Origin of the sequence: Pseudopontixanthobacter vadosimaris (genome assembly GCF_012979275.1) — a bacterium.
Lineage (GTDB): Bacteria > Pseudomonadota > Alphaproteobacteria > Sphingomonadales > Sphingomonadaceae > Pseudopontixanthobacter > Pseudopontixanthobacter vadosimaris.
Genome location: NZ_JABASZ010000032.1, coordinates 200,699 through 222,427, shown reverse-complemented (window position 1 = coordinate 222,427; position 21,729 = coordinate 200,699). Strand labels below are relative to the sequence as shown.

Sequence of the window (21,729 nt, the reverse complement as noted above, 5' to 3'; positions counted from 1 at the left end):
AGCGGCTCAGGCACCGGCAGCGGGCAGGGCGGGGCCGGGGGAGGGGGCGGCGGCACCGGCAATGCCATTGCCCGGCCCGCGCGCAAGATTGCGGGCGATATCCGCTCCGCCGCGGATTTCCCCGTGCCGCCGGGCGGGCGCGCAATTCGCCGGGGGCAATCGGTGACGGTGGCAGTGACGGTCGGCGTGGACGGCCGCGCGCGGGATTGCCGGGTGCTGAAACCCAGCCCCGATCCGCAGGCGGATCAGACCACCTGCCGCCTGGTGGTGGAACGCTTCCGCTTCGAACCGGCAATGAATGCTGCGGGCGAGGCGGTGCCGGCCGTCTATGGCTGGCGGCAGGATTTTTACTGAGGCCGCTTCGGCGCTGGTTTGAACCCCATCTCCGGCCCGGTCTCCGGCCCCGTCTCCGGCCCCTATTTCAGGCCTCACGTCAGGCGGCGGCCATCTGCTCCAGTGCCGAGGCGATGTCGTCCAGGTCATAAGGTTTCTTCAGAACGCCCGCCGCGCCGCTGGCCTCCATCCGTTCGCCCATGTCGCCATAGCCTGTCGCCAGAAAGAACGGGATGCCCCTGCTTCGCAGCGCATCGGCCACGGCATCGCTGGTTTCCGACCCCAGATTGTAATCCAGGATCGCCATGTCGGGCGCGTCCTTCTCGATCACCGCCATCGCACTTCCTACGCTGCCGGCGACATTGACCACGGCGACGCCGATCTGGCGCAGGCTGTCCTCCGTGTCGAGCGCGATGATCATGTTGTCCTCCACCAGCAGGACGTGGTTTGGAACGGCAGGTCCGGAAGAACGGCCGGGCGCCCCCTGACCGTCCCCATCACGGTCGTCGCTGCGACCGGCGGCATCTTCCGCCCCGCCCGCCGCGATCGCTGGCGGACGGACGCTGACATAGGCTGCGGGAATGACGAATTGGGCCTCCACGCCGCCGAGCCTGTAGAAGATTTCGGCTTCGCCGCCCAGTTCATGCGGGATGGAGCGGCGGATGATCGTGGTGCCGAAGCCGCGCCGGGTCGGTGCCTTGACGGGCGGACCGCCCTTTTCGCGCCAATGGATATGAAGATCGCTGTCACGGCCCCGTTCCAGCGTCACCGTCAGGGTTCCCGAACTGTCGCACAGGCTGCCATATTTAACCGAATTGGTTATCATCTCATGGAAGACCAGTGCCAGGACGGTGAAGGCCGCGGGCGCGATCAGGACATCATCGCCGACGATCTGCAGCCGATCCTCGTTGCCATCGTTCAGATAGGCACGCGCTTCGTTGAGGATCAGCTGGCTGACCGAAGCTGGCGACCAGTTTTCCTTGGTGATCTGGTCATGCGCGGAGGCGAGGGCGGAAATGCGCCCGCCCACGATGCGCGAAAAACTTTCCACATCCACCGCGTCGCCCTGCGATTGCGTGATCAGCCCGCGAATCAGGTTCAGGATGTTGCGGACCCGGTGGTTGAGTTCCGCGATCAGCAGTTCCTGCTGCTGCTGGGCGCTGGCGCGTTCCCGCATCGCCTGGTCGGTCAGGCGCAGGATCACCTCGATCAGCGTCACCCGCAGGCTTTCGGCAATGCCGATCTCGTCCTCGCTCCAGGCAGCGCTGCGGCCCTTCACCGATTCCTGCCATGCTGCGAAGCTCTTGCGCGGGGTCAGGCGGGGGCCGTTGGGGCCATATTCGATCGCCTTTTCGGGTTCGCCGGCCCATTTCACCACTTGCGGCAATTCCTGCCGCCACAGGATGAAATAATCGCGCGGGCGGCGCGAGACAGGGATGACCAGCGCGCCGACTGCCCGGTCGGCAAAGGCCAGCGCCGCAGGAACGATCGCGCCGAGTTCGTCATGGGCGAAGATCCTGCTGGTCGCGGCGGAATTCAGGGCCGGCGCGATGGCAAGGAATTCTTCCTCGCTCGGGGCCCTGCCCCGCGACCTGTATTCCCCTTCGATATAGGCGCTCGACCCGGAATGGGGGATCACGTCGCCGATGACCGCTTCTATGGTCTCGAGATTCTCCGCCAGGCCGGTGCCGCCGGCCATCCGCGCCATCAGCCGGTTGTGCAACTCGCGACCGCGCACGGCCCGCGCCGCGCTTTCCCGCCCCAGCGAGCGTTCCAGCAGCAGGGAGAACACGTCCGAAAACAGTTCCGCCACGGTCCGCAGGGAGAAAGGCAGGGTGCGCGCGGAATAATGATGGCAAGCGAACAGGCCCCACAACTTGCCGTCGATTACGATGGAAATGGACAGCGAGGCGCCCACACCCATGTTCTTCAGATATTCGATGTGAATGGGCGAAACGGCGCGCAGCACGCTGTCGCTGAGGTCCAGCGCCTCGCCCGACAGGGAGGTTTCCGGCACGATCGGCACGGGCGGCGCGTTCACGTCGCTGATGATGCGAAACGGGTTGCGGACGTACAGCGCCCGCGCCTGCGAGGGAATGTCCGATTTGGGATAGCGCAGGTCAAGGAAGCTCCCGAGATGCGGCTCGCGCGCCTCGGCGATCACCTCGCCGCTTTGATCCTCGTGAAATCTGTAAACCATCACCCGGTCGAAGCCGAGCATCGCCTTGACCTGCACCGCCGCCCGGCGGCAGAGGTCGGACACATCGCCGGCACGCTCCAGATTGGCCATGACCGGCTGCAGGGTGCTCAGCTGCGCCGCGAAGGCATCGGCATCATGCGGTTCGAACTCGATCAGGTAGAGTTCGCCCGAATGATGCAGAGCGACATCGAACAAGTGCCGCGATGCGCCGAGATCGATGGCGAACAGCCTTTCCGACAGGCGGGCATCGCCATCGCCTCGCATCCGTTCCTGAAGCTGGCGGATCGCCGCCGAGGGAAAGACGCCGTCCAGCTTGCCCCCCGCAGCGGCATCCGTCTTCCGGCCGAGTATCTCGTCCAGATTGCGCGACCGGTGCACGATGATGAGATCGGCATTCACCGCGATCAGCGCGCCGAAATCCTGGATCATGCCCAGCTTGTGGATAGGTTCCCGGTCGCAATTGCCAAGGTCGGTGGTCTCGGCCCCGGTCACGCGGCGGTCGCCGGCATCTGCTTCGCCCATGACCGGCGAAAGGCGGCAAATACGGCGTCGGCAGCTTCGATGGCGGAGCGGGTGCGGGTTTCGGAACAGGGGCGTTCGATGAGGGGCCTCAATGTCTTGAAGTAATCGGCAAGGTCGGTAGCGCCGAGGAAGTGCATGGGCCAGTCCCCACCCGTCCTGCGGCGCAGGCCTGCCGCCATGGCGCGATTGCCCATGGACGATCCGGCAACCACCCAGCAAATGCCCAGCGGCTCGCTGCCTGCGGGCGGATCGAAGGTTACGGGTTCGGGCGCTTCTGCACAGCCGAGCGCCGCCAGATCACGCCGGATGGCGGGCGATTGCGGGGGCGGCAAGAGGGCCTTGGAGCAATGCCGCCGGCACCAGTCCTCCACTTCGATCCGGGCATTCAGCTGAACATGCAGGAAGCGGAGGTAATCGGCAGGGCGCGACAGGTCCAGATCACCCATCGCAGCATCGAGCGCATCATGTGCGGGCGCAGTCGCCGCGCGCAGTCGGCTCCGCAGATTTTCCCGTGGACTGGCAATTTCCAAGTTCAGGACGACCTCTGGCGCATCAATTCGGTTCGGGCGGATCACCACTCCGCCTGTCCGGCATTAGGACTTTGCGGGACTAATTGAAACCGCTGAAACGACATAATAATCCGAACGATCCCCGCCGCAGCGGGCCGATGGATACCGGCAACGAACCACCTAGCCGCCACTGCTCGATCTGCGGTAAGGCCGGGGCATGATCGCCCAGACCATCCAGCTTGCCCTCGCACCCGTCTTCGTGCTGGTGGCCATCGGCAATATCATGAACCTTCTGTCCGCACGGCTGGGCCGCGTCGTCGACCGCAGCCGCGAATTGCAGCGGATGCATGGCGAAACCGACGGGATCGCGCATGATATCGTCGTGCGCCAGATTCGCATCCTCGACCGGCGCATCCACCTGATCGGCAAGGCGATCCTGTCGCTCGTCCTCAGCGGCCTCGCCATCGGCACCACGGTCGCCATCCTGTTCATCGAGGAATTGCTGGCCACCGACCTGCAGCGCTTTGCTGCCGCCGCTTTCCTGCTGTCGGTCGCGCTGCTGATGTATGCGCTATGGCTGTTCCTGAAGGAAACCCGCGCGGCATCGGCCGCCCTGCGGATCCCGGCGGACTATCTGGAACTGGACCGGAGGATATAGCGTTCAGTCGCTCGCGATCAGCCGCTGGCCCTGCTGGCGAATGGCATTTTCGACCATCGGCTGAATAAAGCTGAGGGCGGGCGGCAAATCCATCTCGAACACGACCTGATCGTCCAGCACCTCGACATGGCCGCGCACCTGCTGACCCATGGCGGACACGGCCAGGTTCATGCGGTCTTCGCTCGGCCAGTCGGTCACCACCTCGGCCCCGCCGGGGATATTATCCTGGATCTTGTGACTCTTCGTCCGCAGCCGGTTGCGGATCGTCTCGCGGTCCTTGTCGTGGGGAATGGCCACGCGCATCATTCATTCTCCTTTGCAGGTGCAGGGCGTTCACCTGCCCCGGCCAATTGTTCCGTGCCGCCATAGCGGTAATCGAGATAGCGGTGCTTGATGGCAAGATCGTCCAGCGCGCCGTCCGCCAGTTGCCGGGTGACGCTGTCGATTTCCAGGCTGATCTTCTCAAGCCCCTGCGTCACCTGTTCGTCGGGCGAGGCACCGCCGCGCGCTTCGCCGCGCAGATGGGTCGGCACCTTGCGGTAGCTGTCGACCATTTCGGGCAGATGCTGGCCCACCAGTTTCCGCACCTCGCGCGCGGCGGGATGGGTCTGGTCCACGGTTTCGAGCTGAAGCCCCAGCGCATCCAGTTGCACGCCGATCCGGTCGACGACGTCCACCGCCGGCGGAGGCAGGGCGGGGCGCTGATGTTCCAGCCATATCTCGGTATTGCCGACCAATTGCCGCACATCGCCCTTGTCGAGGCCCTTCTGCAGATCGGCGCGGGTGGGCGCCTTGATCCTCGGAAAAGTCGCAAGGGCAACGACGGCGGCGATCATCGCCAGCAGCGTGACCATCACGCCGATGAAGCCGATGCCGTCCAGCACCAGCCCCGCCACCATCGCGGCGATGACGATCGCGCCGATGGCGAGGACGATGCGCTTCAGCTTGGCCATCCAGTGCCTGATCTTGATGTCCGCCGACCGCTGGCCGATCGACTTGCTCACGCCCGCCCGGCGCCCGCCCGCGCGCTGCACCGCCAGCGACTGGCTGGCCGCGTTCAGGATACGGTCGGAATCATGCGCCTCGCGTGCCATCAGTTCTCCACCGACAGCAGCGATGGCGCTTCGATGCGGCTGGCCGCCTGCGACTGCCCTTCGGCCCGCGCGATATAGCCTTTCGACTTCTCGACCTCGTCGGTCAGGACCTCGACCGTCTGCTTCATGGAATTCAAGGAACGCAGCTTGAACTGGTCGACTTCGTCCATGGTGTCGTAGATATTCTGGAAGGCGCGCTGCAGGGTTTCCAGCGGGATGGTGCTGGACGCTGCCTGCTCGTGAATCCTGCCGGTCTGCTCGCGCAGCATCTGGCCCGTGGAATCGATGATCCCGGCGGTGGTTTCATTCAGGCTGGTGATCTGTTGCAGCACCAGGCGCTGATTGGTCATCGCCTGCGCCACCGTTACCGCCGTGCGCAGGGCGGCCACGGTCGTGGTGCTGGCGCGGTCGACGCCCTTCACCAGTTCGACATTGTTCTTCTTGACGAGGTCCAGCGAGAGATAACCCTGCACGCTGACCGCCATTTGCGTGAGCAGATCCTGCGTGCGCTGCCGCACGTAGAACAATGCGGTTTCGCGGATCGCCTTGGCCTTGGCCGGATCGGTGGAATCGAGATCGGCCGCCTTTTCCTCCAGCCGTTCGTCCAGCGCGCGGGAAATATGGATCATCTGTTCCAGATTGCCCATCGCCTCCCATAATTTCTGCCGTTCGACATCGATGGCGGCATTGTCCATCAGCAATTCGTCCTTGCCCGACGCCAGCCGTTCAAGGATCGCCTGGATATGCCCCTGCGCGGATTGGTAGCTGTCGAAATAGCGTTTCAGCCTGTTGCCGAAGGGGATGATGCCGAACAGCTTGCGCCCGCGCAGCTTGCCCTTGCGGCCGGGATCGAGCTCCTCCACCGTGCGGCGCAATTCGGCCAGGTCGGTGCCGACGCCGCTGTCCTTGTCCATCGCGCGCACGGGCCGGTCAAGGAAGCGGTTCGACATGCCCGCCGCCGCCGCGATCTCCTTGCGGCCCATATTGGTGAGCTGATCGACCTTCTTGCCGAATTCCGGCGAATTGGCGTCGATGGACACCAGGTCGGCGACGAAACCGTCGACCTTTTCGTCCAGCTTCGACCGCTTTTCCTCCGATAGCGGAACGAGGCCCGCCGCCTTTTCGGCCGAAACGCGCGGCACCGGATCGGGCGCGGTAAGCTCCAAATCATTCGCGGTCTTCGTCGCGACTTTCGCCTCGGTATTCTGCATATCGGCCATCGGCATCATCCTTTTGCCGGGATTATGGCATCGCCCGGTGTGTTGTGCAACTATAGCAGTGCCGCTATCCGGTGAAAATCCGGCCTGGCATGTGTCATGCGAATGCGGGCGATGGCAAGCGGCGTTTGCCTGCCCGCGCGCGTGCCTGTAAGGCACCTTTCGAACAATCGGTTAACGGGGGCCAGGTGGCCGGAACACAGGCAGCGGGCCCGGATGGCTCGAAAGAGCACAGGTCGATGGGCGAGGTGATCGCGGACAGCTGGGCGGTGTTCCGCCGCTGGTGGAGCATGTCGGTCGTCGGCACCGTCGACCGCCCGGCGGTGATCGACGCCCGGCGCGAGGATGCCTATACCTCGCCGCGTTACCTGTTCATGCTGGCGATGTCGGCGGGGATCGCCGTGCTCGGCCTCCTGCTGTCCTCGCCCGCGGTGGTGATCGGCGCGATGCTGATCGCCCCTCTGATGGGGCCGATCATCGGTGCCGGCTTCGCCCTTGCCATCGGCGATTACGGCTGGCTGCGCGGATCGGTGCGGGCGCTGGTGGCGGGTACGGTGCTGGCCATCAGCCTGTGCGCCTTCATCGTCTTCATCTCGCCGCTGCAGACCATCACGCCCGAAATCGCCGCCCGCACGAGGCCCAATCTGTTCGACCTCGGCATCGCCGTGTTCTCGGCGCTGGCGGGTGCCTATTCGATGATCCGCGGGCGCGAGGGCACCATCGTCGGCGTCGCCATCGCCACGGCGCTGATGCCGCCGCTGGCGGTCGTGGGGTTCGGCCTCGCGACCTGGAACTGGACGGTGTTTTCGGGTGCGCTGCTGCTGTTCGTCACGAATCTGATGACCATCGCGCTGGTCGCCACGATCATGGCGCGGATCTACGGTTTCAGCGCGACCCTGTCGGAACGGCAGACGCGGCTGCAGACGATCATCATCGTCACCGTCTTCATCGCGCTGGCCGTTCCGCTGTTCCTCTCGCTGCGGCAGATCGTCTGGGAAACCAATGCCGCGCGGCAGATCCGCGATACGGTGCTGTCCAGCTTTTCCGACAATGCGCGGCTGAGTGAACTCGATTTCAACCTCGCGGCCGAACCGATCCAAGTGTCGGCCACGGTGTTGACGCCGCAGCTGGAGCCTGCCGCCGAACGGGCCAGCCGCACCGCCCTGCGGCGGGTGCTGGGGCAGGAGGTCATCTTCGACCTCACCCAGTTCCGCGTCGGCACGGCACGGGCGATGGAAGCGGCGGAACTGACGGCGGCGCAGGTCCGGATCGAACGCGAACAGGCGAGCCGCATCGACGGGCTCGCGGAAGACCTCGCCCTGGTCGCCGGGGTGGATGTGCGCGACGTCACGATCGACAGCGGCAACCGCCGCGCCGCCGTTCGGGCGCGCCCGGTGGCAGGGGCAAGCCTTGCAACCTATCGGGCGCTGGAAGGCAGGGTCGCCGCCCTGCGGCCGGACTGGAGCATCCGGCTGCTGCCGCCGCTGCAGGCGCTGCCCGAAGTGCCCTTCGAAGCCGGTGAGCCGACCACAGCCGGGCACCAGGCGCTGCAGGTGATCGTCTGGGCGACCCGGCGGCTGGAACTGCCCTTCGCATTGCGCGGCGGCACGCCGGAAACGCGGGAGAGAGCGGTGGAAATCCTGGTCGAGAACGGGCTCGACCCTGCCGATGTGCCGGCATTGATCCAGGGCGGACCGATCATGCAGGCGCGCTGGAACACCGCGCCCGAAAACAGTCCCGCCATCCCCTGATCGCGGCAAATATCAGCCGCCCGCTCAGGCGGCGAGATCGAGCGGCTGGATATCGCCGGCCAGATACATCCGTTTCGCCTTGGCGCGGCTCAGCTTGCCGCTCGACGTGCGGGGCAGGGTGCGCGGCGGCACCAGTTCGACGACGCAGTTCATGCCGGTGATGGAGCGCACCTTGTCGCGGATCTGGTCGCGCAGTTTCACCCGCTCATCCGGGTCCGACACGCGGCAATGCACCAGCACGGCGGGCGATTCCTCGCCATTGTCGGCCTCGATGCTGAAAGCCGCGATATCGCCGTGATTGAATCCCGGCAATTGTTCCACGGCCCATTCGATATCCTGCGGCCAGTGGTTCTTGCCATTGATGATGATCATGTCCTTGGCGCGGCCGACGATGAACAGATAGCCATCGGCCATATAGCCCATGTCGCCGGTATCCAGCCAGCCATCCACCAGGCAGTCGCGGGTGGCGTCCTCGTCGCGGAAATAGGAATGCATGACGCTGGGGCCGCGGCACCAGACCTTGCCGATCTGGTGGTCGGCGCGCTCTGCGCCTTGCTCGTCGCGGATCTCGACGACCATGTCCTTCACCGGTTTTCCGCAATTGACGATGGCGCGATAGCGCACAGGCCGCGCCAGGTTGCGCGGGGCGCCCGACAGCTTCTCTTCCTCGACCAGTTCGACCCTGATGCCTTCGCCCGGCGGCATCACGGTGACGGCCAGCGTCGCTTCGGCAAGGCCGTAGCTGGGGGTGAAGGCCCTGGCCCTGAAGCCCGCCGGCGCGAAGGCATTGACGAAATTCTGCATCACGTCGGGCCGGATCATGTCCGCGCCGTTGCCCGCCGTGCGCCAGCGCGACAGGTCGAACCGTTCGGCCACATTGCTCTGGCTCGAAATGCGGCGCGCGCAGATGTCATATCCAAAGGTCGGCGAATAGGAGAGCGTGTTGCCCTTGTTGCGGCTGATCAGGTCGAGCCAGGCGAGCGGGCGGCGCGCGAAATGTTCCGTCTTCAGATAATCGACCGACATCTGGTTGGCGATCAGCGAGAGGAAACAGCCGACCAGCCCCATGTCGTGATACCACGGCAGCCAGCTGACCACGCGGTCGTCCCTGCCGGCATCGGTCGCCTCGGCATGACCCGCCAGATTGTTGAGCAGCGCCTCATGCGTGACGGCGACACCGGTGGGGAAACGGGTGGAGCCGGAGGAATATTGCAGGTAGCAGATGTCCTCGGGCCGGGCTTCGGGCAGGTCGCATTCGGGCGCGTCCTTTTCCGCGAAACCTTCCCAGTCGATGCCTCCGCAGCCCTGCCGCTGCACCGCTGCCTCCGCCATGTCGGCTATTTCGGCCGGATAGAGCAGCAGTTTAGGGTCGCAGCTCTGCAACTGGATGGCGAGCTGTTCGATATAGCTGTCCTTGCCCCCGAACGTCGTCGGCAGGGGCAGGGGAACCGGCCAGGCACCGGCATAGACCGCGCCGCAGAACAGCGCCGCGAACTCCGGCGCGGTTTCGGCCACCATCGCCACGCGGTCCTTCGGGCGGATACCCGCCGCCAGCAGCCGCCGCGCGCTCGCCAGCGCATCCTCGCGCATCTCGGCGAAGGTATAGACCCGCTCCAGCGTGCCGCGCATGTCGTGGAAGTTCATCCCCTTCTCGCTGCGCGCGGCGTAATCCACCGCATCGGTGAAGGTCGGGAAATCCGATCGCCTGCGGGGCAACGGGCAGTCGTTGGGCGTGGGGACAAGAGGAGGCGGGACGGGGGGGCGCGATGCCGAAGCGGGTCCGGGTGCCTGTCCGTTACGGGCGCCGGCAGGATCCTGCCCGGCTGCGTCGTTCTGTAATCTGGCGGTCATGGTGCGTAGCGATACCCGTATATGATGAACGCTGGCTGGCGCTGTGTTCTTCCTGCGGGGGCAACAGGACCGTATTTCGCGTTCCGGCCGAAGATATTTTCCCATTCGGCAGAGACTGTGGCATAATTATGGCGATGACGGGCAGGCAGACCAGACCCCCGCGCGAAAAACGCGTCCCCAAACCGCTCGACAAGGCGGGGCTGGAGGAACTCGCGCTCGCCTATGTGGCGCGCTTCGCCACCAGCAGCCGCAAGCTGGAGGACTATCTGAAACGGAAATTGCGCGAACGGGGATGGGACGGCGACGATCAGCCGCCCGTCGCCGCGACGGTGATGCGCTATGTCGATCTCGGCTATGTCGACGATGCCGCTTATGCCAGGGCGAAGTCGGGCGGTTTGCTGCGCCGCGGTTACGGCCCGCGCCGCGTGGCGCAGGCGCTGGGCGCTGCCGGCATCGCCGAGGATATACGCGACGATCTGAGAGCGGGCGAGGGCGCGCAGCGCGGCGCGGCGCTGGCGCTGGCGAGAAAGCGCCGCTTCGGCCCCTTCGCCGCCGAACCGGTCGAGCGTGAGAAACGCGAAAAGCAGATTGCCGCCATGCTGCGGGCAGGGCACGGTTTCGACATCGTGCGTGCAGTGATGAATGCAGAAAGCGTGAGCGAGGCCGAAAGATGGGCCGCCGAAGCGCAGGATGGGGAGGATTTCGAATGATGTTCAGAAGCGATGGACCGGAGCGCAGCACCCGGCGAGCGGCACCATTGATGCTTGCCGCCGCGCTGCTGGCGGGTTGCTCCGCGCAGCAGGCAGGCACCGCCGCACCGCAAGGAACGGCGAGCGAAGCCGCGACGCAGATAACGGTCCTGCACCCCGAATCCGGGCTGGAGGTCATCCCGCTGACCGTCACCGGGGCCAGCGGCACTCACAGTTTCGCGGTGGAGGTGGCGAGCAGCCCGCAGGACCGGGCACAGGGGCTGATGTTCCGCACCGTGCTCGGCCCCGATGAAGGCATGCTGTTCCCCAGCGCCGCGCCGGCGCAGCAGAGCTTCTGGATGAAGAACACGCCGCTGCCGCTGGATATCATCTTCATCGGCACCGACGGACGGATCAGCAATATCGCCGCCAGCACCCCGCCCTATTCGCTGGATTCGGTCACGTCCACGGGCCTTGCCTCGGCCGTGCTGGAGATCCCGGGAGGCCGGGCGGCGGAACTGGGCATCATGCCCGGCGACCGGGTGGAATGGCAGGCGCCCTGAGGGTGGTGCGCTGCGCCGATCGCTTACCGCTTGGCCAAATCGGCCGAATCGGCTAGTCGCGCGGGCATGGCCTTTTTCAATCCCTTCACCTGGTGGAACGGCGCGACGCTGGGCACTCTGATCGACAGCTGGCGGCATGGCGAGCAGGTCGGCACCGACGCACAGGGCAACCGCTATTTCCGTGTAAAGCCGAAAGGGCGCAATCCCGGCACCCGCGAACGGCGCTGGGTGTTGTACGAAGGCGCCAACGATGCCAGCCGGGTGCCGCCCGAATGGCATGGCTGGCTGCACGGAAGGTTCGACGACATCCCCGAAAGCCATCTGCCGCCGGCGCGGATCTGGGAAGTGGATTACACGCCCAATGCGACCGGCACCGCCGACGCCTATCGCCCGCAAGGCGCGCTGGAACGGGGCGGAAAACGCGTGCATGCGCGGGGCGATTACGAATCCTGGACGCCGGACAGCTGATTTTTTCCATGCCCGTTCCGGCCTCTCTTCGTGCCTTGCTGCTCGCCTTCCCGCTCGTGGCGCTTGCTGCCTGCGACCGCGATCCCCCTGCGCCGGAGCCGGTCGAAACCGAGGTGCCGGAAGAATTGCGGCAGAACACACCGCCGCCGGCCGCAGTCAGCGACGAGGCGCAGATCGGCACGCCCATGGCCGAACGCGTCGCGACGATCGGCGTTTTGAACAAGCGGAACAATATTTCCGAAGAGCTGGAGATGAGCCCCGGCGATTCCCGCCGCATCGGCGACCTGATCGTCAGGATGCAGGCCTGCGAGCGCACCCCGCCGTGGGAATTGCCCAAGGAAACCGGCGCCTTCGTTCAGGTGATCGTGCGCGATGCCGGCGATGAAGACAATTGGCGCCGGATCTTTTCCGGCTGGATGTTCAGGAATTCGCCGTCGCTCAACGTCGTCGAACACCCGATCTACGATGTCTGGGTCAAGGATTGCGCGATGAGCTTCCCGGGTGAGGAAGCCGGGTCCGATGATGCAGAAGGCGATGAAGCGGACGCGGAAGACGCCCCCGCCACCAATCCGGCATAAGCCTGCGGCAATGTCATGGCCGGCATCCCTTGCGCGGCGGCAACCAAATCCAGATAATGCGGTTGCGGTATCTCGACCGCGCCGAGCGACGCCAGGTGATCGGTCATGAACTGGCAATCGAGCAGCGCAAATCCCGCATGGCGCAGCATGGCGACCAGCCAGGCCAGCGCCACTTTCGACGCATTGTCGGCCCGGCTGAACATGCTTTCGCCGCAGAATACCCGGTCGAAACCGACGCCGTAAAGCCCGCCCACCAGCGCGCCGTCCTTCCAGCATTCGAGCGAATGGGCGTGGCCAGCCTGATGCAGCGATGCATAGCTGGCGAGGATCCGTTCGCTGATCCAGCTTTCGGGATGGCCGGGGCGCGGCGCGGCGCATTGCCGGATCACGTCGCTGAAGGCCTGATTGCAGGTGACGGTGAACCGGTCCTGCCGCACGATCTTGGCGAGCGAGCGGGACAGGATGAACCCATCCAGCGGAATGATCGCCCTTTCACGCGGTTCGACCCAGAAGATTTCGGGATCGTCGCGCGAATCCGCCATGGGGAAAATGCCGCTGCGATAGGCCAGCAGAAGCATCTCGGCGGGAATGGGCTGGGGCTGCGGGAAAGGGCTGGCGGCGTGCATATCGCTCATCTAGGCATGTTTGCAGGCGATTGCGACAGGGCGCGCGGTGGAGGCAGGGTTTCGGGAAAAGCATTTGCCCGCAGCACATCCTTGCCAATCTGATGCAAGCGCCTTACAGGCCCGCTTGCGTGCAGGAGTGTAGCTCAGTTGGTAGAGCATCGGTCTCCAAAACCGAGGGCCGTGGGTTCGAGTCCCTCCACTCCTGCCAGCATCCCGGCCCTTTCCGGCAGGCCGGCAGACATCCGCGAGTCTTTCCAGTTCATTGCGCCTTGATGGTTGGGGGTGCCGCGATGTCACGCTGCTGTGTCGCTGCCCGCGCAGCCACTTGCCGGTGATTTCTGCGACACGGGACGCTCGCAACTTCTCAGAATAATTATGTCCCGTTTCGGTGCTTGCCCTTCGGGAACCTTGCGCCGACCCGTGTGTTTCTGTCGGTGGATGGATTTGCATCTGAGAGGAGTATGGCGATGTCGAACCTTAGTTTCCGTAGCAGCCAGCCCGATCGCTGGAACAGCCCCCGGCCTTACAGCGATCCCTCCATGCGCCTGCTGCATCATGGCAAGGTCCAGCCGATGGAAACCCCCGGCTTCTTCGCCCGGCTGTTCGGGAAGGTCTGAACCGATTCCGCCCGCCATCCGCGGGTATTCAGCACTGCTCGCAAAGCGGTGAGCAGTGTCTGGCCGTCATCGTTGCCAAACTCGCCACTGCGGCGATTCCGATGCGCAATCAAGGATTTGCGATGCGGGGGCGCTCGCCGGGCTGCGAATAATTCCTGCGAGCCGATTTATTCAGCTGTGCCGCCGCCGCTTCCGCTGGATATCACGCCAGCTTCAGCGGCGGCTCACCATGTTCAGTAGCGCTCCTGTTCGTCTGCCGCCGGATTCACTGCCGCATCGGTTCGGAAATCCTTGCCGGCCTTGCGTTCGCCCCTGGCCAGCTTGAACACCACGCCCGACAGCAGCGCCAGCGCCAGCAGGTTCGGCAGCGCCATCATCGCGTTGGAGATGTCGCCCATGCGCCAGACCAGTTCGGAAGGCTGGCTTGCCCCGATATAGATCGCCACGCACCACAGCACCCGCCAGGCATAATGCAGGTTCCTTTCACCGCCGAGCGTCGACCCCGGTACGCGGTCATAGATGAAGGTGATCGCCCGTTCGCCGTAATAGGACCATGTCAGCAGCGTGGTGAACACGAACAGGATCAGCGCGATACTGGCGATCAGCGTGCCGATGGGGATGCTGGCGACGGACAGCGGGAAGGCGGCGGCGAAGGCTCCCGATGTCATGGCGAAGCCGGTCAGATCGGATTGCCAGGCATGCTGCACCGCCTGTCCGCCGCCGGTGAAATCGCCCTCGACAGTCAGGATGACCAGCGCCGTCATCGTGCAGATGACGACCGTATCGATGAAGGTGCCCAGCATCGCCATGCGGCCCTGCTGTTCCGGATCGTCGGTCTGTGCCACGGCATGGGCGATGGGGGTGGAACCCTGTCCCGCCTCGTTCGAGAACAGCCCGCGCGCCACGCCCGCGCGGATCGCGATGATCAGCGCCGCCCCGGTGAAACCGCCCACGGCGCTCTGCGGGTTGAAGGCCCCGTTGAAGATGCGGGCGAAGGTTTCGGGAATGTCCTGAATGTCGAGCAGGATGGCGATGGCCGCCATCACCAGATAGGTCGCCGCCATGAAGGGCACGACCTTTTCCGCCACATTGCCGATGGACTTGATCCCGCCGATGATGACGACGAACACGGCCAGCGCGGTGATCAGCCCGCCCAGCCATTCCTCGATCCCGAACAATTCGTTCAGCCCGTCGGCGACGGCATTGGCCTGGATGGAATTGCCGGTAATCAGCGCCGATACCAGCGTGCCGATGCAGAACAATATGGCCAGCCATGTCCATTTGGGGCCGAGGCCCTGCATGATATAGGTCATCGGCCCGCCGCGATAGGTGCCATCGGGCGTGCGTTCGCGATACCGGATGGCGAGCGAGCCTTCGGCAAAGCCCAGCGCCATGCCGATCAGTGCCGTCACCCACATCCAGAAGATCGCACCCGGCCCGCCCAGCGCCAGCGCCGTAGCGACGCCCGCAAGATTGCCCGTGCCCACTTGGCCCGAGAGGGCGGTGGACAGCGCTGCGAAGGGAGAGATCTCGCCCGCGCCCGACGTCTTGCGCCCGGCGAACAACCCCTTGAAGGCGCTGCCCAGCTTCAGGATGGGGTAGAAGCGCAGCCCCACCATGATCCACAGGCCGACGCCCAGCAGGATGAAGACCATGGGCGGGAAGGCGATCACTTCCTCGCCGTTCCAGGTGCCGCCCCAGATGAAGTCGGAAATATTGGTGATCGGCGCAATCAGCGCTTCCGATCCTGATAAAGTCGTATCCTGCGCAGCCATGCGGCCCCCCCTTGGCGTCATTCGCGAGCAGGCGTTGCTAGTGCGGGCAGCGGATTTGTTCCAGCCCCAATCTGCTTCTGTGCCGGGCGGCGTCCGGCGGCCTTGCCTTTCACCGGCCCTGCGCCTACACAGCACCGTCTTTCCGACATCGGAGCGAATATCTGCCCCTCCCGACCTTGCATCGGGGCGGCGATGGCCCCATCCCGGAAGGCACGAGAAACATTTGCGAAGGCAGCGGGAACGGCGGACATGGCCAGGACGAACGGCAGCAGGACCAATGGTGGGAAGACCGGCGGGGCACGCGGCAATGACGCCGCCGACCGTGCCGCGCCCGCGCGCAGCGTCACGAAAACCTCGCCCGGCGAATTCATCCGCCAGGTGCGGACGGAAGCCAGCAAGGTCGTCTGGCCGACCCGGCAGGAAACCGTGACCACGGCGATTTTCGTCGGCATCATGGTCGTCATCGTGTCGCTGTTCTTCCTCGGCGTCGATTCGGCGTTTGGCGCGATCGTCGGCTGGCTGCTGACGCTCGCCTGAGTTCGGCCCGACCACACCCAGACACTCACACAGGATTACACATGGCTCGCTGGTATATCATCCACGCCTATTCGGGTTTCGAGAACAAGGTCCGCGATGCGATCATCAGCGAAGCGGAACGTCTCGGCCTGTCCGACGGGGTCGAGGAGGTCGAGGTGCCGACCGAGACCATTACCGAGGTGAAGCGCGGCAAGAAGGTGCAGACCGAACGCAAGTTCATGCCCGGCTACGTGCTGGCGAAGCTTAACCTGACCGACGATGTCTATCACCTCGTCAAGAACACGCCCAAGGTCACGGGCTTCCTGGGCAGCGGCAACAAGCCGCAGGCGATTTCCGAAAAAGAGGCCGCCCGCTATTTCGGCGGCGTCGAGGAAGCGAAATCCGCACCCAAGAAACAGGTCAGCGTCGATTACGAGATCGGCGATTCGGTCAAGGTGCTGGACGGCCCCTTCGCCAGCTTCAACGGCGTGGTGGAGGAACTGGATTTCGACAAGTCCAAGGTCAAGGTCGGCGTCTCCATCTTCGGCCGCGCGACCCCGGTGGAACTGGATTTCGAACAGGTCGAACTGTCGAAATAATCCAGCGGCATCTCCCGCAGGAAATCGGGCGCTCCCGTATGCGGAGTGGCAGCCTTTCGCATTATGCCGCGCCGAGCGGAACTTCGGCTAACGACCTTATCGCAGACGGACCTCTGCACCATATCCTGCGCTAAAGAGCGGCGATTTGTTCAGGTTACGGCGTCGACCTAACAACCAACATTATCTTCAGCCCGTAGACAAAGCTTGCGAAGTGCATCCCAAGTAGGTGTGGGGATCAGCACACAGACACTTATGACTCAGTGATTCTTTTTCTCTTTGAGCCTGAGTAGTCAGCTGCTTCTCCTTGACCGGCAGGACTGTTGAACAAATGGGATGTACCGCGGTAAACGCGAAAGGCCTTGCGCGCCTCTTCCTTTCGGTCCACATCACTTTCATCTAAAACATTGTTTATGTTCATTAAAACCCAGCTGCATAACTCTGCATCACGTATTGCTGCGTAGAGGTTAGCAACTGTTACTATCTTCGCGTTGCGGATGAAGCGGATGAGTGCATCATGGATTTGCTGCGGTGTGGCTTCCTCGCTATACCATAGCTTGTTAGACGCTAACAGAAGCCTGGATTCCTCGTCCAAACTGGAAAACAAAACGGCACCCGGGAATTGCTCGCTTGAACTCCAGTTTTCGTGCGCAAGCACATTGCGGAATTCATAAAGCTCTCGAAACAATGTGCGAGCGAATTGGAACACTTTGGCAATGATTGGGTCCGCTTCGGTGTAGGGGGAAGTCACATAAAAAATCGAACCTAGCTTTTGGGCTTGGAAAAGTCTTTAGAGCGCGTTTCGCATCGACCAGTTGATCGCCGTGTGTAGTATAAATGATCTTTTGGATAAGGCTTTGAGTAAACGTGCACTGCGACAAGACGAGAGAGCTCATGAAACGAACTTCTGACGATACGTTTAAATTCGAGCCAGTACTATGATCTAACTTCGTTTCTTCGATTATAGTCTCAAAATACTTAGCCATACATTCCTCGGTGGATCGCGGTCGGAGTCTAGATGATCGCGCTGACATTACGATTTCGGAATATCAGTCTCGTATGAAAAGCTGCGCTCGTTTTAGCAACTCGTCATAGGTTCTGATCTCGATGCGCGCGTATCGGAACATCTCGAACGGATCTGTTTTTGCTTATTTCAACTTAATAGGCGCAGTTCGAACTTCCACCCAGATGCTGCCATAGCGGCAGAGTGACTACCACCTCTGAAGCGGCCGGGCAGCTGCCAGGCAAATCGCTGACGCTCCAGCGAAGCTGCGCTTTATCGCCCGTCACGCCAGCGCCATTCGGCATCGGAGTGCCGGCGCGCCAGGATGATGACGATGGGTGTGAGGATGATCAGGACGGCAAGCGACACCAGCTCTGACCAGACCGCCGCCGCAATCGCGATCGCTGCGATAAACAGGGCCAGGAGCAGCCACCCCTGCCAGGCGACGGGCAGGCCCACGCCATATCCCCGGCGTTTCACCCGAAACCAGACTTGCCGCCGCACCTCGCGCATCGGTCCTCCTGCCGGCTAGATTATCGCGATTATTTCCGCACGCGCCAGTCTTTTGCATAGGCGCCCTGTTCGCCATATTTGCGCGCATTCGCGGCGGCCTGCTCGCCTTGCTCTTCCGCCGTGGCGGCGCGGGAGGCGTGGTTCCTGATCATCGCGTCCCGCAGCACCGGCACACATTGCGCGATCGGCGTTCCCGCCTTTACCGTTTGCCGGCCGGTCGCACCCGTCCAGAGGAAGGGAATGTTCACATTGGTGTCGAAATTGTCGCAATCCACCAGGCCGGAAAACGGCAGGAAGGGCAGGTCGGGGCGGCTCAGCGGCGGAGCGAACAGGACGGAATAGCCATCCGGCACCTTGATGCGCCAGGGATTGACGAATTTCATCGGCATGGCGTCTTCGAACGGCGGGTCGAACGCGCCGATCTGGCCCGGCTTGTGCGGTTCTATCGGCACGATCGGGCAATCGTCGGCCCACTGCGTGCGTATCGTCCGCCGGTCGGGCGAAATCTCCAGCGTCACGTCGAAGGCGAGCGGCAGGATGAATCCCAGTGCGAAGATGTCGGTCACCGGCATGCAGGCCTTTACCGTCAGCTTCCGCTCCTCCCCCGGTTCGCCGGGCGGCATCCTGCGATCCAGCCGGCGAAACCATTCCGGTATGAAGCGATTGGTGCGGTGCGGCGCGGGAATGTGCCCGAACAGTTCGGGCGCGCACAGGAATTCGATAAGGGGATCGTTCATTTCGGTCATTGCTGTACTTCCGGTCGGCGGCGATTGGCGGGTGTCATAATCCGGCAGCGGCTTTCGCGTCCAGCCCCTGGCGCAGGCAACGGCGGCAGTGCTTTCCTACTTGCCCGTGGCTGGCTAGCGTGGCGTGATGCCTGCCCCCTTCTCGGGCGCATTGCAGGAGGCGTGCTTTCCTTCACCAGGACCGTGTTCCATGTGTTCCACCGGCGTGCTTCACGAGGAGCGAGGCGCTTGCATCCGGGGGCAAAATCGCTATGTGCGCGGCTCCTTGCAAAGGAACCGTTGCGGGAGGCGAATCCGTTCGCTGCCTGACCGCTTATCATGAGGGTGCCTCGCCAGCGATGCGCCCGACAGTGTGAAAGGAGGCCATCCGTGGCCAAGAAGATCGAAGGATACATCAAGCTGCAGGTGCCCGCAGGCGCTGCAAACCCCTCGCCCCCTATCGGCCCCGCCCTGGGCCAGCGCGGCGTGAACATCATGGAATTCTGCAAGGCGTTCAACGCCGCCACGCAGGAACTGGAAAAGGGGTCGCCGATCCCGACGGTCATCACCGTCTTCGCCGACCGTTCCTTCACCTTCGTCACCAAGACGCCGCCGGCCAGCTTCCTCATCAAGAAGGCCGCGAATCTGAAATCCGGATCGAAAGAGCCGGGCAAGGTGTCTGCCGGAACCATCGCGCGTTCCAAGCTGTCCGAAATCGCGGAAACCAAGATGAAGGATCTGAACGCGAACGATATTGAACAGGCAACGAAGATCATCGAAGGCAGCGCGCGTTCGATGGGCCTCGAAGTGGTGGAGGGCTGAGACCATGGCAAAGCAGACCAGGAAGCAGAAGGCCCGGATCGCAAATCTGAACCCCGAAGCGATCTACGATTTCGACACGGCGCTGAAGACCCTGCGCGACAATGCCAGCGGCAAGTTCGACGAAACCGTCGAAGTCGCGATGAATCTGGGTGTCGACCCCCGCCACGCCGACCAGATGGTGCGCGGCATGGTGTCGCTGCCGCAGGGCACCGGCAAGGACGTGAAGGTCGCCGTCTTCGCTCGCGGCGACAATGCCGATAAGGCGCTGGCCGCAGGCGCCGACAAGGTCGGTGCCGAAGACCTGATGGAAGACATGCAGGCCGGTAATCTCGATTACGACCGCGTGATCGCCACGCCCGACATGATGGGCGTCGTCGGCCGGCTCGGCAAGGTGCTCGGCCCCAAGGGCCTGATGCCGAACCCGAAGCTGGGCACGGTTACGCCTAACGTGGAACAGGCCGTGAAGGACGCCAAGGGCGGCCAGGTCGAATACCGCGTGGAAAAGGCCGGCATCATCCATTCCGGCATCGGCAAGCTGAGCTTTTCGGACGAGGCGCTGAAGGAGAATTTCACGGCCTTCACCAATGCCGTCGGCCGTGCGAAGCCTTCGGGTGCGAAGGGCAAATATCTTCAGAAGGTTTCGCTGACCAGCACGATGGGTCCGGGCCTGAAGATCGACACGACGGGTATCGAAGGCGCCTGAGGCGTCAGCTTCGCGCGTGAACTGAATATAGGCCGGCGGGGAAACCTTGCCGGCCTTTTTCGCCTAGACCGCAATTTCCCGCCATTCGCCGGGCGCCAGGCCATCCACGCTCCAGCCGCCCACGGCATGGCGCACCAGCCGCAGGGTAGGATGGCCGACCGCCGCCGTCATGCGCCGCACCTGCCGGTTGCGCCCCTCGCGGATGGTGAGCGAAAGCCAGCAATCGGCGACGTTCTTGCGGAAACGGATCGGCGGATCGCGCGGCCAGAGATCAGGATCGGCGATCCGCTCGACCTCGGCAGGCAGGGTGGTGCCGTCCTTCAGGCGAACGCCGCGCCGCAGGGCGTCCAGCGCGCCGGGCAGGGGTTCGCCCTCGACCTGCGCGAGATAGGTCTTGGCCATCTTGTGACGCGGCTCAGCAATCCGCGCCTGCAAGCGGCCATCGTCGGTCAGCAGCAGCAGGCCTTCGCTGTCCCTGTCCAGTCGCCCCGCTGGATAGACCCCGGGCACGGCGATGAAGCGCGACAATGTCACCGCATCCGCCGCAACGCCGGAACCGGAGAATTGCGACAGGCAGCCGAACGGCTTGTTGAAGAGGATGAGGCGGGACATGGACCAGCGCGATTTGCCGCGTTCAGATCCCGCCCGGCGTGAAATCGTAACCTGCGGCGCTCAGTCCGTCGCACAGACTGTGAAGACAGCTTTGCAACTGGTCGGCATCGGTGCTGCGGATGACGAAATTGGCACCGACCTTGCCTTCGCGGAAGAAGGGGTAGCTGCCGATCTGCGCATTATCATGCGCTTTCTCGACCGTGCGCAGCAAATCCGCCACCTCGCTTTCGGGAATGAAACCGCCGACCGTCTCGCTCATCAACGGAGCGCCGCCTTCCAGCGTGCCGGTCAGGGCGTCGAGCATGCCTGCGGTAATGTGCGGCACCCCGGCCATCATGTGAATATTGCCGATCTTGATACCCGGCGCGCCCGACATGCGGTTGGGGATGAGTTCGCCCCCTTCGGGAACGCGCGCCATGCGCAGCCGGCCTTCATTCAGACCGCCCTTGTCCTTGTAATAGTTCTCGAGAATGGCCCGCGCTTCCGGGTGGATGATGACCGGCACACCCAGCGCAGCAGCCACGGCATCGACGGTGATGTCATCATGCGTCGGACCGATGCCGCCGGTGGTGAAGAGGTAATCGTTGCGGTCGCGCAGGATGTTGACAGCTTCCACGATGCGACTTTCGACATCGGGAACGACGCGCACCTCGTCGAGCCGGATATTCTGCACCTGCAACCAGCTCGCGACCTGCGCGATGTTCTTGTCATGCGTCCGGCCGGACAGGATTTCGTCGCCGATGACGACGAGGCCCGCAGTCCAGATACGTTCGCCCTTATTCGTCATC

The 21,729-nt window shown here is 63.8% G+C and carries 25 protein-coding genes and 1 tRNA gene; 13 read left to right on the top strand and 13 right to left on the bottom strand.

Translation table 11 applies throughout. The features are described from left to right. The coding region (locus HG250_RS07845) for a TonB family protein (RefSeq protein ID WP_170004381.1) at window positions 1-354 on the top strand (354 nt) is incomplete at its 5' end. Window positions 355-433: 79 nt separating this feature from the next. Here the strand turns inward: HG250_RS07845 and HG250_RS07840 are convergent. Together HG250_RS07840 and HG250_RS07835 are read right to left on the bottom strand one after the other, a co-directional pair. After that, the gene (locus tag HG250_RS07840) at window positions 434-3,055 is read right to left on the bottom strand and encodes an HWE histidine kinase domain-containing protein (protein WP_170004379.1); all 2,622 of its coding nucleotides are present in this window, start codon (window positions 3,053-3,055) and stop codon (window positions 434-436) included. Next, window positions 3,022-3,630: a biliverdin-producing heme oxygenase gene (locus HG250_RS07835; protein ID WP_170004377.1), complete on the bottom strand. Its 609-nt coding sequence runs from the start codon at window positions 3,628-3,630 to the stop codon at window positions 3,022-3,024. Before HG250_RS07835 ends, HG250_RS07840 begins: the two co-directional genes overlap by 34 nt. Window positions 3,631-3,781: 151 nt before the next feature. Between HG250_RS07835 and HG250_RS07830 the strand changes: the two genes are divergently transcribed. Next, window positions 3,782-4,222, top strand: coding sequence for a DUF2721 domain-containing protein (locus HG250_RS07830; protein WP_170004375.1), 441 nt, complete (start codon window positions 3,782-3,784; stop codon window positions 4,220-4,222). 3 nt (window positions 4,223-4,225) lie between these two features. Here the strand turns inward: HG250_RS07830 and HG250_RS07825 are convergent, their stop codons facing one another. From HG250_RS07825 to HG250_RS07815, 3 genes are read right to left on the bottom strand one after another with little or no spacing between them, the layout of a single operon-like run. Continuing rightward, the gene (locus HG250_RS07825) at window positions 4,226-4,528 is read right to left on the bottom strand and encodes a polyhydroxyalkanoic acid system family protein (RefSeq protein ID WP_240956991.1); all 303 of its coding nucleotides are present in this window, start codon (window positions 4,526-4,528) and stop codon (window positions 4,226-4,228) included. After that, window positions 4,525-5,316, bottom strand: a complete 792-nt coding sequence (locus HG250_RS07820) for a hypothetical protein (RefSeq protein ID WP_170004373.1) — start codon at window positions 5,314-5,316, stop codon at window positions 4,525-4,527. Before HG250_RS07820 ends, HG250_RS07825 begins: the two co-directional genes overlap by 4 nt. Continuing rightward, window positions 5,316-6,536 carry a toxic anion resistance protein gene (locus HG250_RS07815; protein ID WP_240956990.1) on the bottom strand — a complete coding sequence of 407 codons (1,221 nt, stop codon included), beginning with the start codon at window positions 6,534-6,536 and terminating at the stop codon, window positions 5,316-5,318. Before HG250_RS07815 ends, HG250_RS07820 begins: the two co-directional genes overlap by 1 nt. 236 nt (window positions 6,537-6,772) lie before the next feature. Here HG250_RS07815 and HG250_RS07810 point away from each other — a divergent pair, with 236 nt between their 5' ends. Next, entirely contained in the window at window positions 6,773-8,284 is a 1,512-nt protein-coding gene (locus tag HG250_RS07810) for a DUF389 domain-containing protein (protein ID WP_170004372.1), read from the top strand. A gap of 24 nt (window positions 8,285-8,308) precedes the next feature. Here the strand turns inward: HG250_RS07810 and HG250_RS07805 are convergent, their stop codons facing one another. Further along, on the bottom strand, window positions 8,309-10,135 hold the full coding sequence (locus tag HG250_RS07805; RefSeq protein WP_170004370.1) for a fatty acyl-AMP ligase: 1,827 nt from the start codon (window positions 10,133-10,135) through the stop codon (window positions 8,309-8,311). A gap of 134 nt (window positions 10,136-10,269) precedes the next feature. Between HG250_RS07805 and HG250_RS07800 the strand changes: the two genes are divergently transcribed. From HG250_RS07800 to HG250_RS07785, 4 genes are all read left to right on the top strand, one after another. Further along, a complete protein-coding gene (locus HG250_RS07800; protein WP_170004368.1) occupies window positions 10,270-10,845 on the top strand; it encodes a regulatory protein RecX in 576 nt (191 codons plus the stop codon). After that, window positions 10,842-11,387 carry a DUF192 domain-containing protein gene (locus tag HG250_RS07795; protein ID WP_240956989.1) on the top strand — a complete coding sequence of 182 codons (546 nt, stop codon included), beginning with the start codon at window positions 10,842-10,844 and terminating at the stop codon, window positions 11,385-11,387. Before HG250_RS07800 ends, HG250_RS07795 begins: the two co-directional genes overlap by 4 nt. Before the next feature lie 66 nt (window positions 11,388-11,453). Beyond that, window positions 11,454-11,855 carry an NADH:ubiquinone oxidoreductase subunit NDUFA12 gene (locus HG250_RS07790; RefSeq protein WP_170004366.1) on the top strand — a complete coding sequence of 134 codons (402 nt, stop codon included), beginning with the start codon at window positions 11,454-11,456 and terminating at the stop codon, window positions 11,853-11,855. 8 nt (window positions 11,856-11,863) lie between these two features. After that, window positions 11,864-12,433, top strand: a complete 570-nt coding sequence (locus HG250_RS07785; protein WP_170004364.1) for a DUF2155 domain-containing protein — start codon at window positions 11,864-11,866, stop codon at window positions 12,431-12,433. On the opposite strand, the gene aat is transcribed toward HG250_RS07785, so the two are convergent. Next, window positions 12,316-13,059 (bottom strand): leucyl/phenylalanyl-tRNA--protein transferase, encoded by a 744-nt coding sequence (gene aat / locus HG250_RS07780; protein WP_170004434.1) that lies wholly within the window; start codon window positions 13,057-13,059, stop codon window positions 12,316-12,318. The genes HG250_RS07785 and aat overlap by 118 nt on opposite strands. 132 nt (window positions 13,060-13,191) lie before the next feature. Here aat and HG250_RS07775 point away from each other — a divergent pair. Together HG250_RS07775 and HG250_RS07770 are read left to right on the top strand one after the other, a co-directional pair. Then, a tRNA-Trp gene (locus HG250_RS07775) sits at window positions 13,192-13,267 on the top strand. A gap of 259 nt (window positions 13,268-13,526) precedes the next feature. Further along, the gene (locus HG250_RS07770) at window positions 13,527-13,676 is read left to right on the top strand and encodes a hypothetical protein (protein ID WP_170004362.1); all 150 of its coding nucleotides are present in this window, start codon (window positions 13,527-13,529) and stop codon (window positions 13,674-13,676) included. 233 nt (window positions 13,677-13,909) lie between these two features. Here HG250_RS07770 and HG250_RS07765 read toward each other — a convergent pair whose 3' ends face one another. Further along, window positions 13,910-15,451 carry an alanine/glycine:cation symporter family protein gene (locus HG250_RS07765; RefSeq protein WP_170004359.1) on the bottom strand — a complete coding sequence of 514 codons (1,542 nt, stop codon included), beginning with the start codon at window positions 15,449-15,451 and terminating at the stop codon, window positions 13,910-13,912. 369 nt (window positions 15,452-15,820) lie between these two features. On the opposite strand from HG250_RS07765, the gene secE reads away from it, so the two are divergent. Together secE and nusG are read left to right on the top strand one after the other, a co-directional pair. Continuing rightward, window positions 15,821-15,988, top strand: a complete 168-nt coding sequence (gene secE, locus HG250_RS07760; protein WP_338103883.1) for a preprotein translocase subunit SecE — start codon at window positions 15,821-15,823, stop codon at window positions 15,986-15,988. A 41-nt stretch (window positions 15,989-16,029) separates the two neighbouring features. Beyond that, complete coding sequence (gene nusG / locus HG250_RS07755; RefSeq protein WP_170004355.1) at window positions 16,030-16,566, top strand: transcription termination/antitermination protein NusG; 537 nt, start codon at window positions 16,030-16,032, stop codon at window positions 16,564-16,566. 250 nt (window positions 16,567-16,816) lie between these two features. On the opposite strand, the gene HG250_RS07750 is transcribed toward nusG, so the two are convergent. The 3 genes from HG250_RS07750 to HG250_RS07740 all read right to left on the bottom strand — a co-directional run bounded on the left by HG250_RS07750 (window position 16,817) and on the right by HG250_RS07740 (window position 18,825). Continuing rightward, window positions 16,817-17,314, bottom strand: a complete 498-nt coding sequence (locus tag HG250_RS07750) for a hypothetical protein (RefSeq protein WP_170004353.1) — start codon at window positions 17,312-17,314, stop codon at window positions 16,817-16,819. Between the two features lie 525 nt (window positions 17,315-17,839). After that, window positions 17,840-18,079 carry a hypothetical protein gene (locus HG250_RS07745; protein WP_170004351.1) on the bottom strand — a complete coding sequence of 80 codons (240 nt, stop codon included), beginning with the start codon at window positions 18,077-18,079 and terminating at the stop codon, window positions 17,840-17,842. Window positions 18,080-18,108: 29 nt separating this feature from the next. Further along, window positions 18,109-18,825: a hypothetical protein gene (locus tag HG250_RS07740; protein WP_170004349.1), complete on the bottom strand. Its 717-nt coding sequence runs from the start codon at window positions 18,823-18,825 to the stop codon at window positions 18,109-18,111. A gap of 369 nt (window positions 18,826-19,194) precedes the next feature. Between HG250_RS07740 and rplK the strand changes: the two genes are divergently transcribed. Next, window positions 19,195-19,626 (top strand): 50S ribosomal protein L11, encoded by a 432-nt coding sequence (rplK, locus tag HG250_RS07735; RefSeq protein WP_170004347.1) that lies wholly within the window; start codon window positions 19,195-19,197, stop codon window positions 19,624-19,626. A 4-nt stretch (window positions 19,627-19,630) separates the two neighbouring features. Further along, window positions 19,631-20,329, top strand: a complete 699-nt coding sequence (gene rplA, locus HG250_RS07730) for a 50S ribosomal protein L1 (RefSeq protein WP_170004345.1) — start codon at window positions 19,631-19,633, stop codon at window positions 20,327-20,329. 63 nt (window positions 20,330-20,392) lie between these two features. On the opposite strand, the gene HG250_RS07725 is transcribed toward rplA, so the two are convergent. Then, window positions 20,393-20,941 (bottom strand): pseudouridine synthase, encoded by a 549-nt coding sequence (locus HG250_RS07725; RefSeq protein WP_170004343.1) that lies wholly within the window; start codon window positions 20,939-20,941, stop codon window positions 20,393-20,395. A 22-nt stretch (window positions 20,942-20,963) separates the two neighbouring features. Continuing rightward, window positions 20,964-21,728 carry a competence/damage-inducible protein A gene (locus HG250_RS07720; RefSeq protein WP_170004341.1) on the bottom strand — a complete coding sequence of 255 codons (765 nt, stop codon included), beginning with the start codon at window positions 21,726-21,728 and terminating at the stop codon, window positions 20,964-20,966. Window position 21,729: the final 1 nt, after the last annotated feature.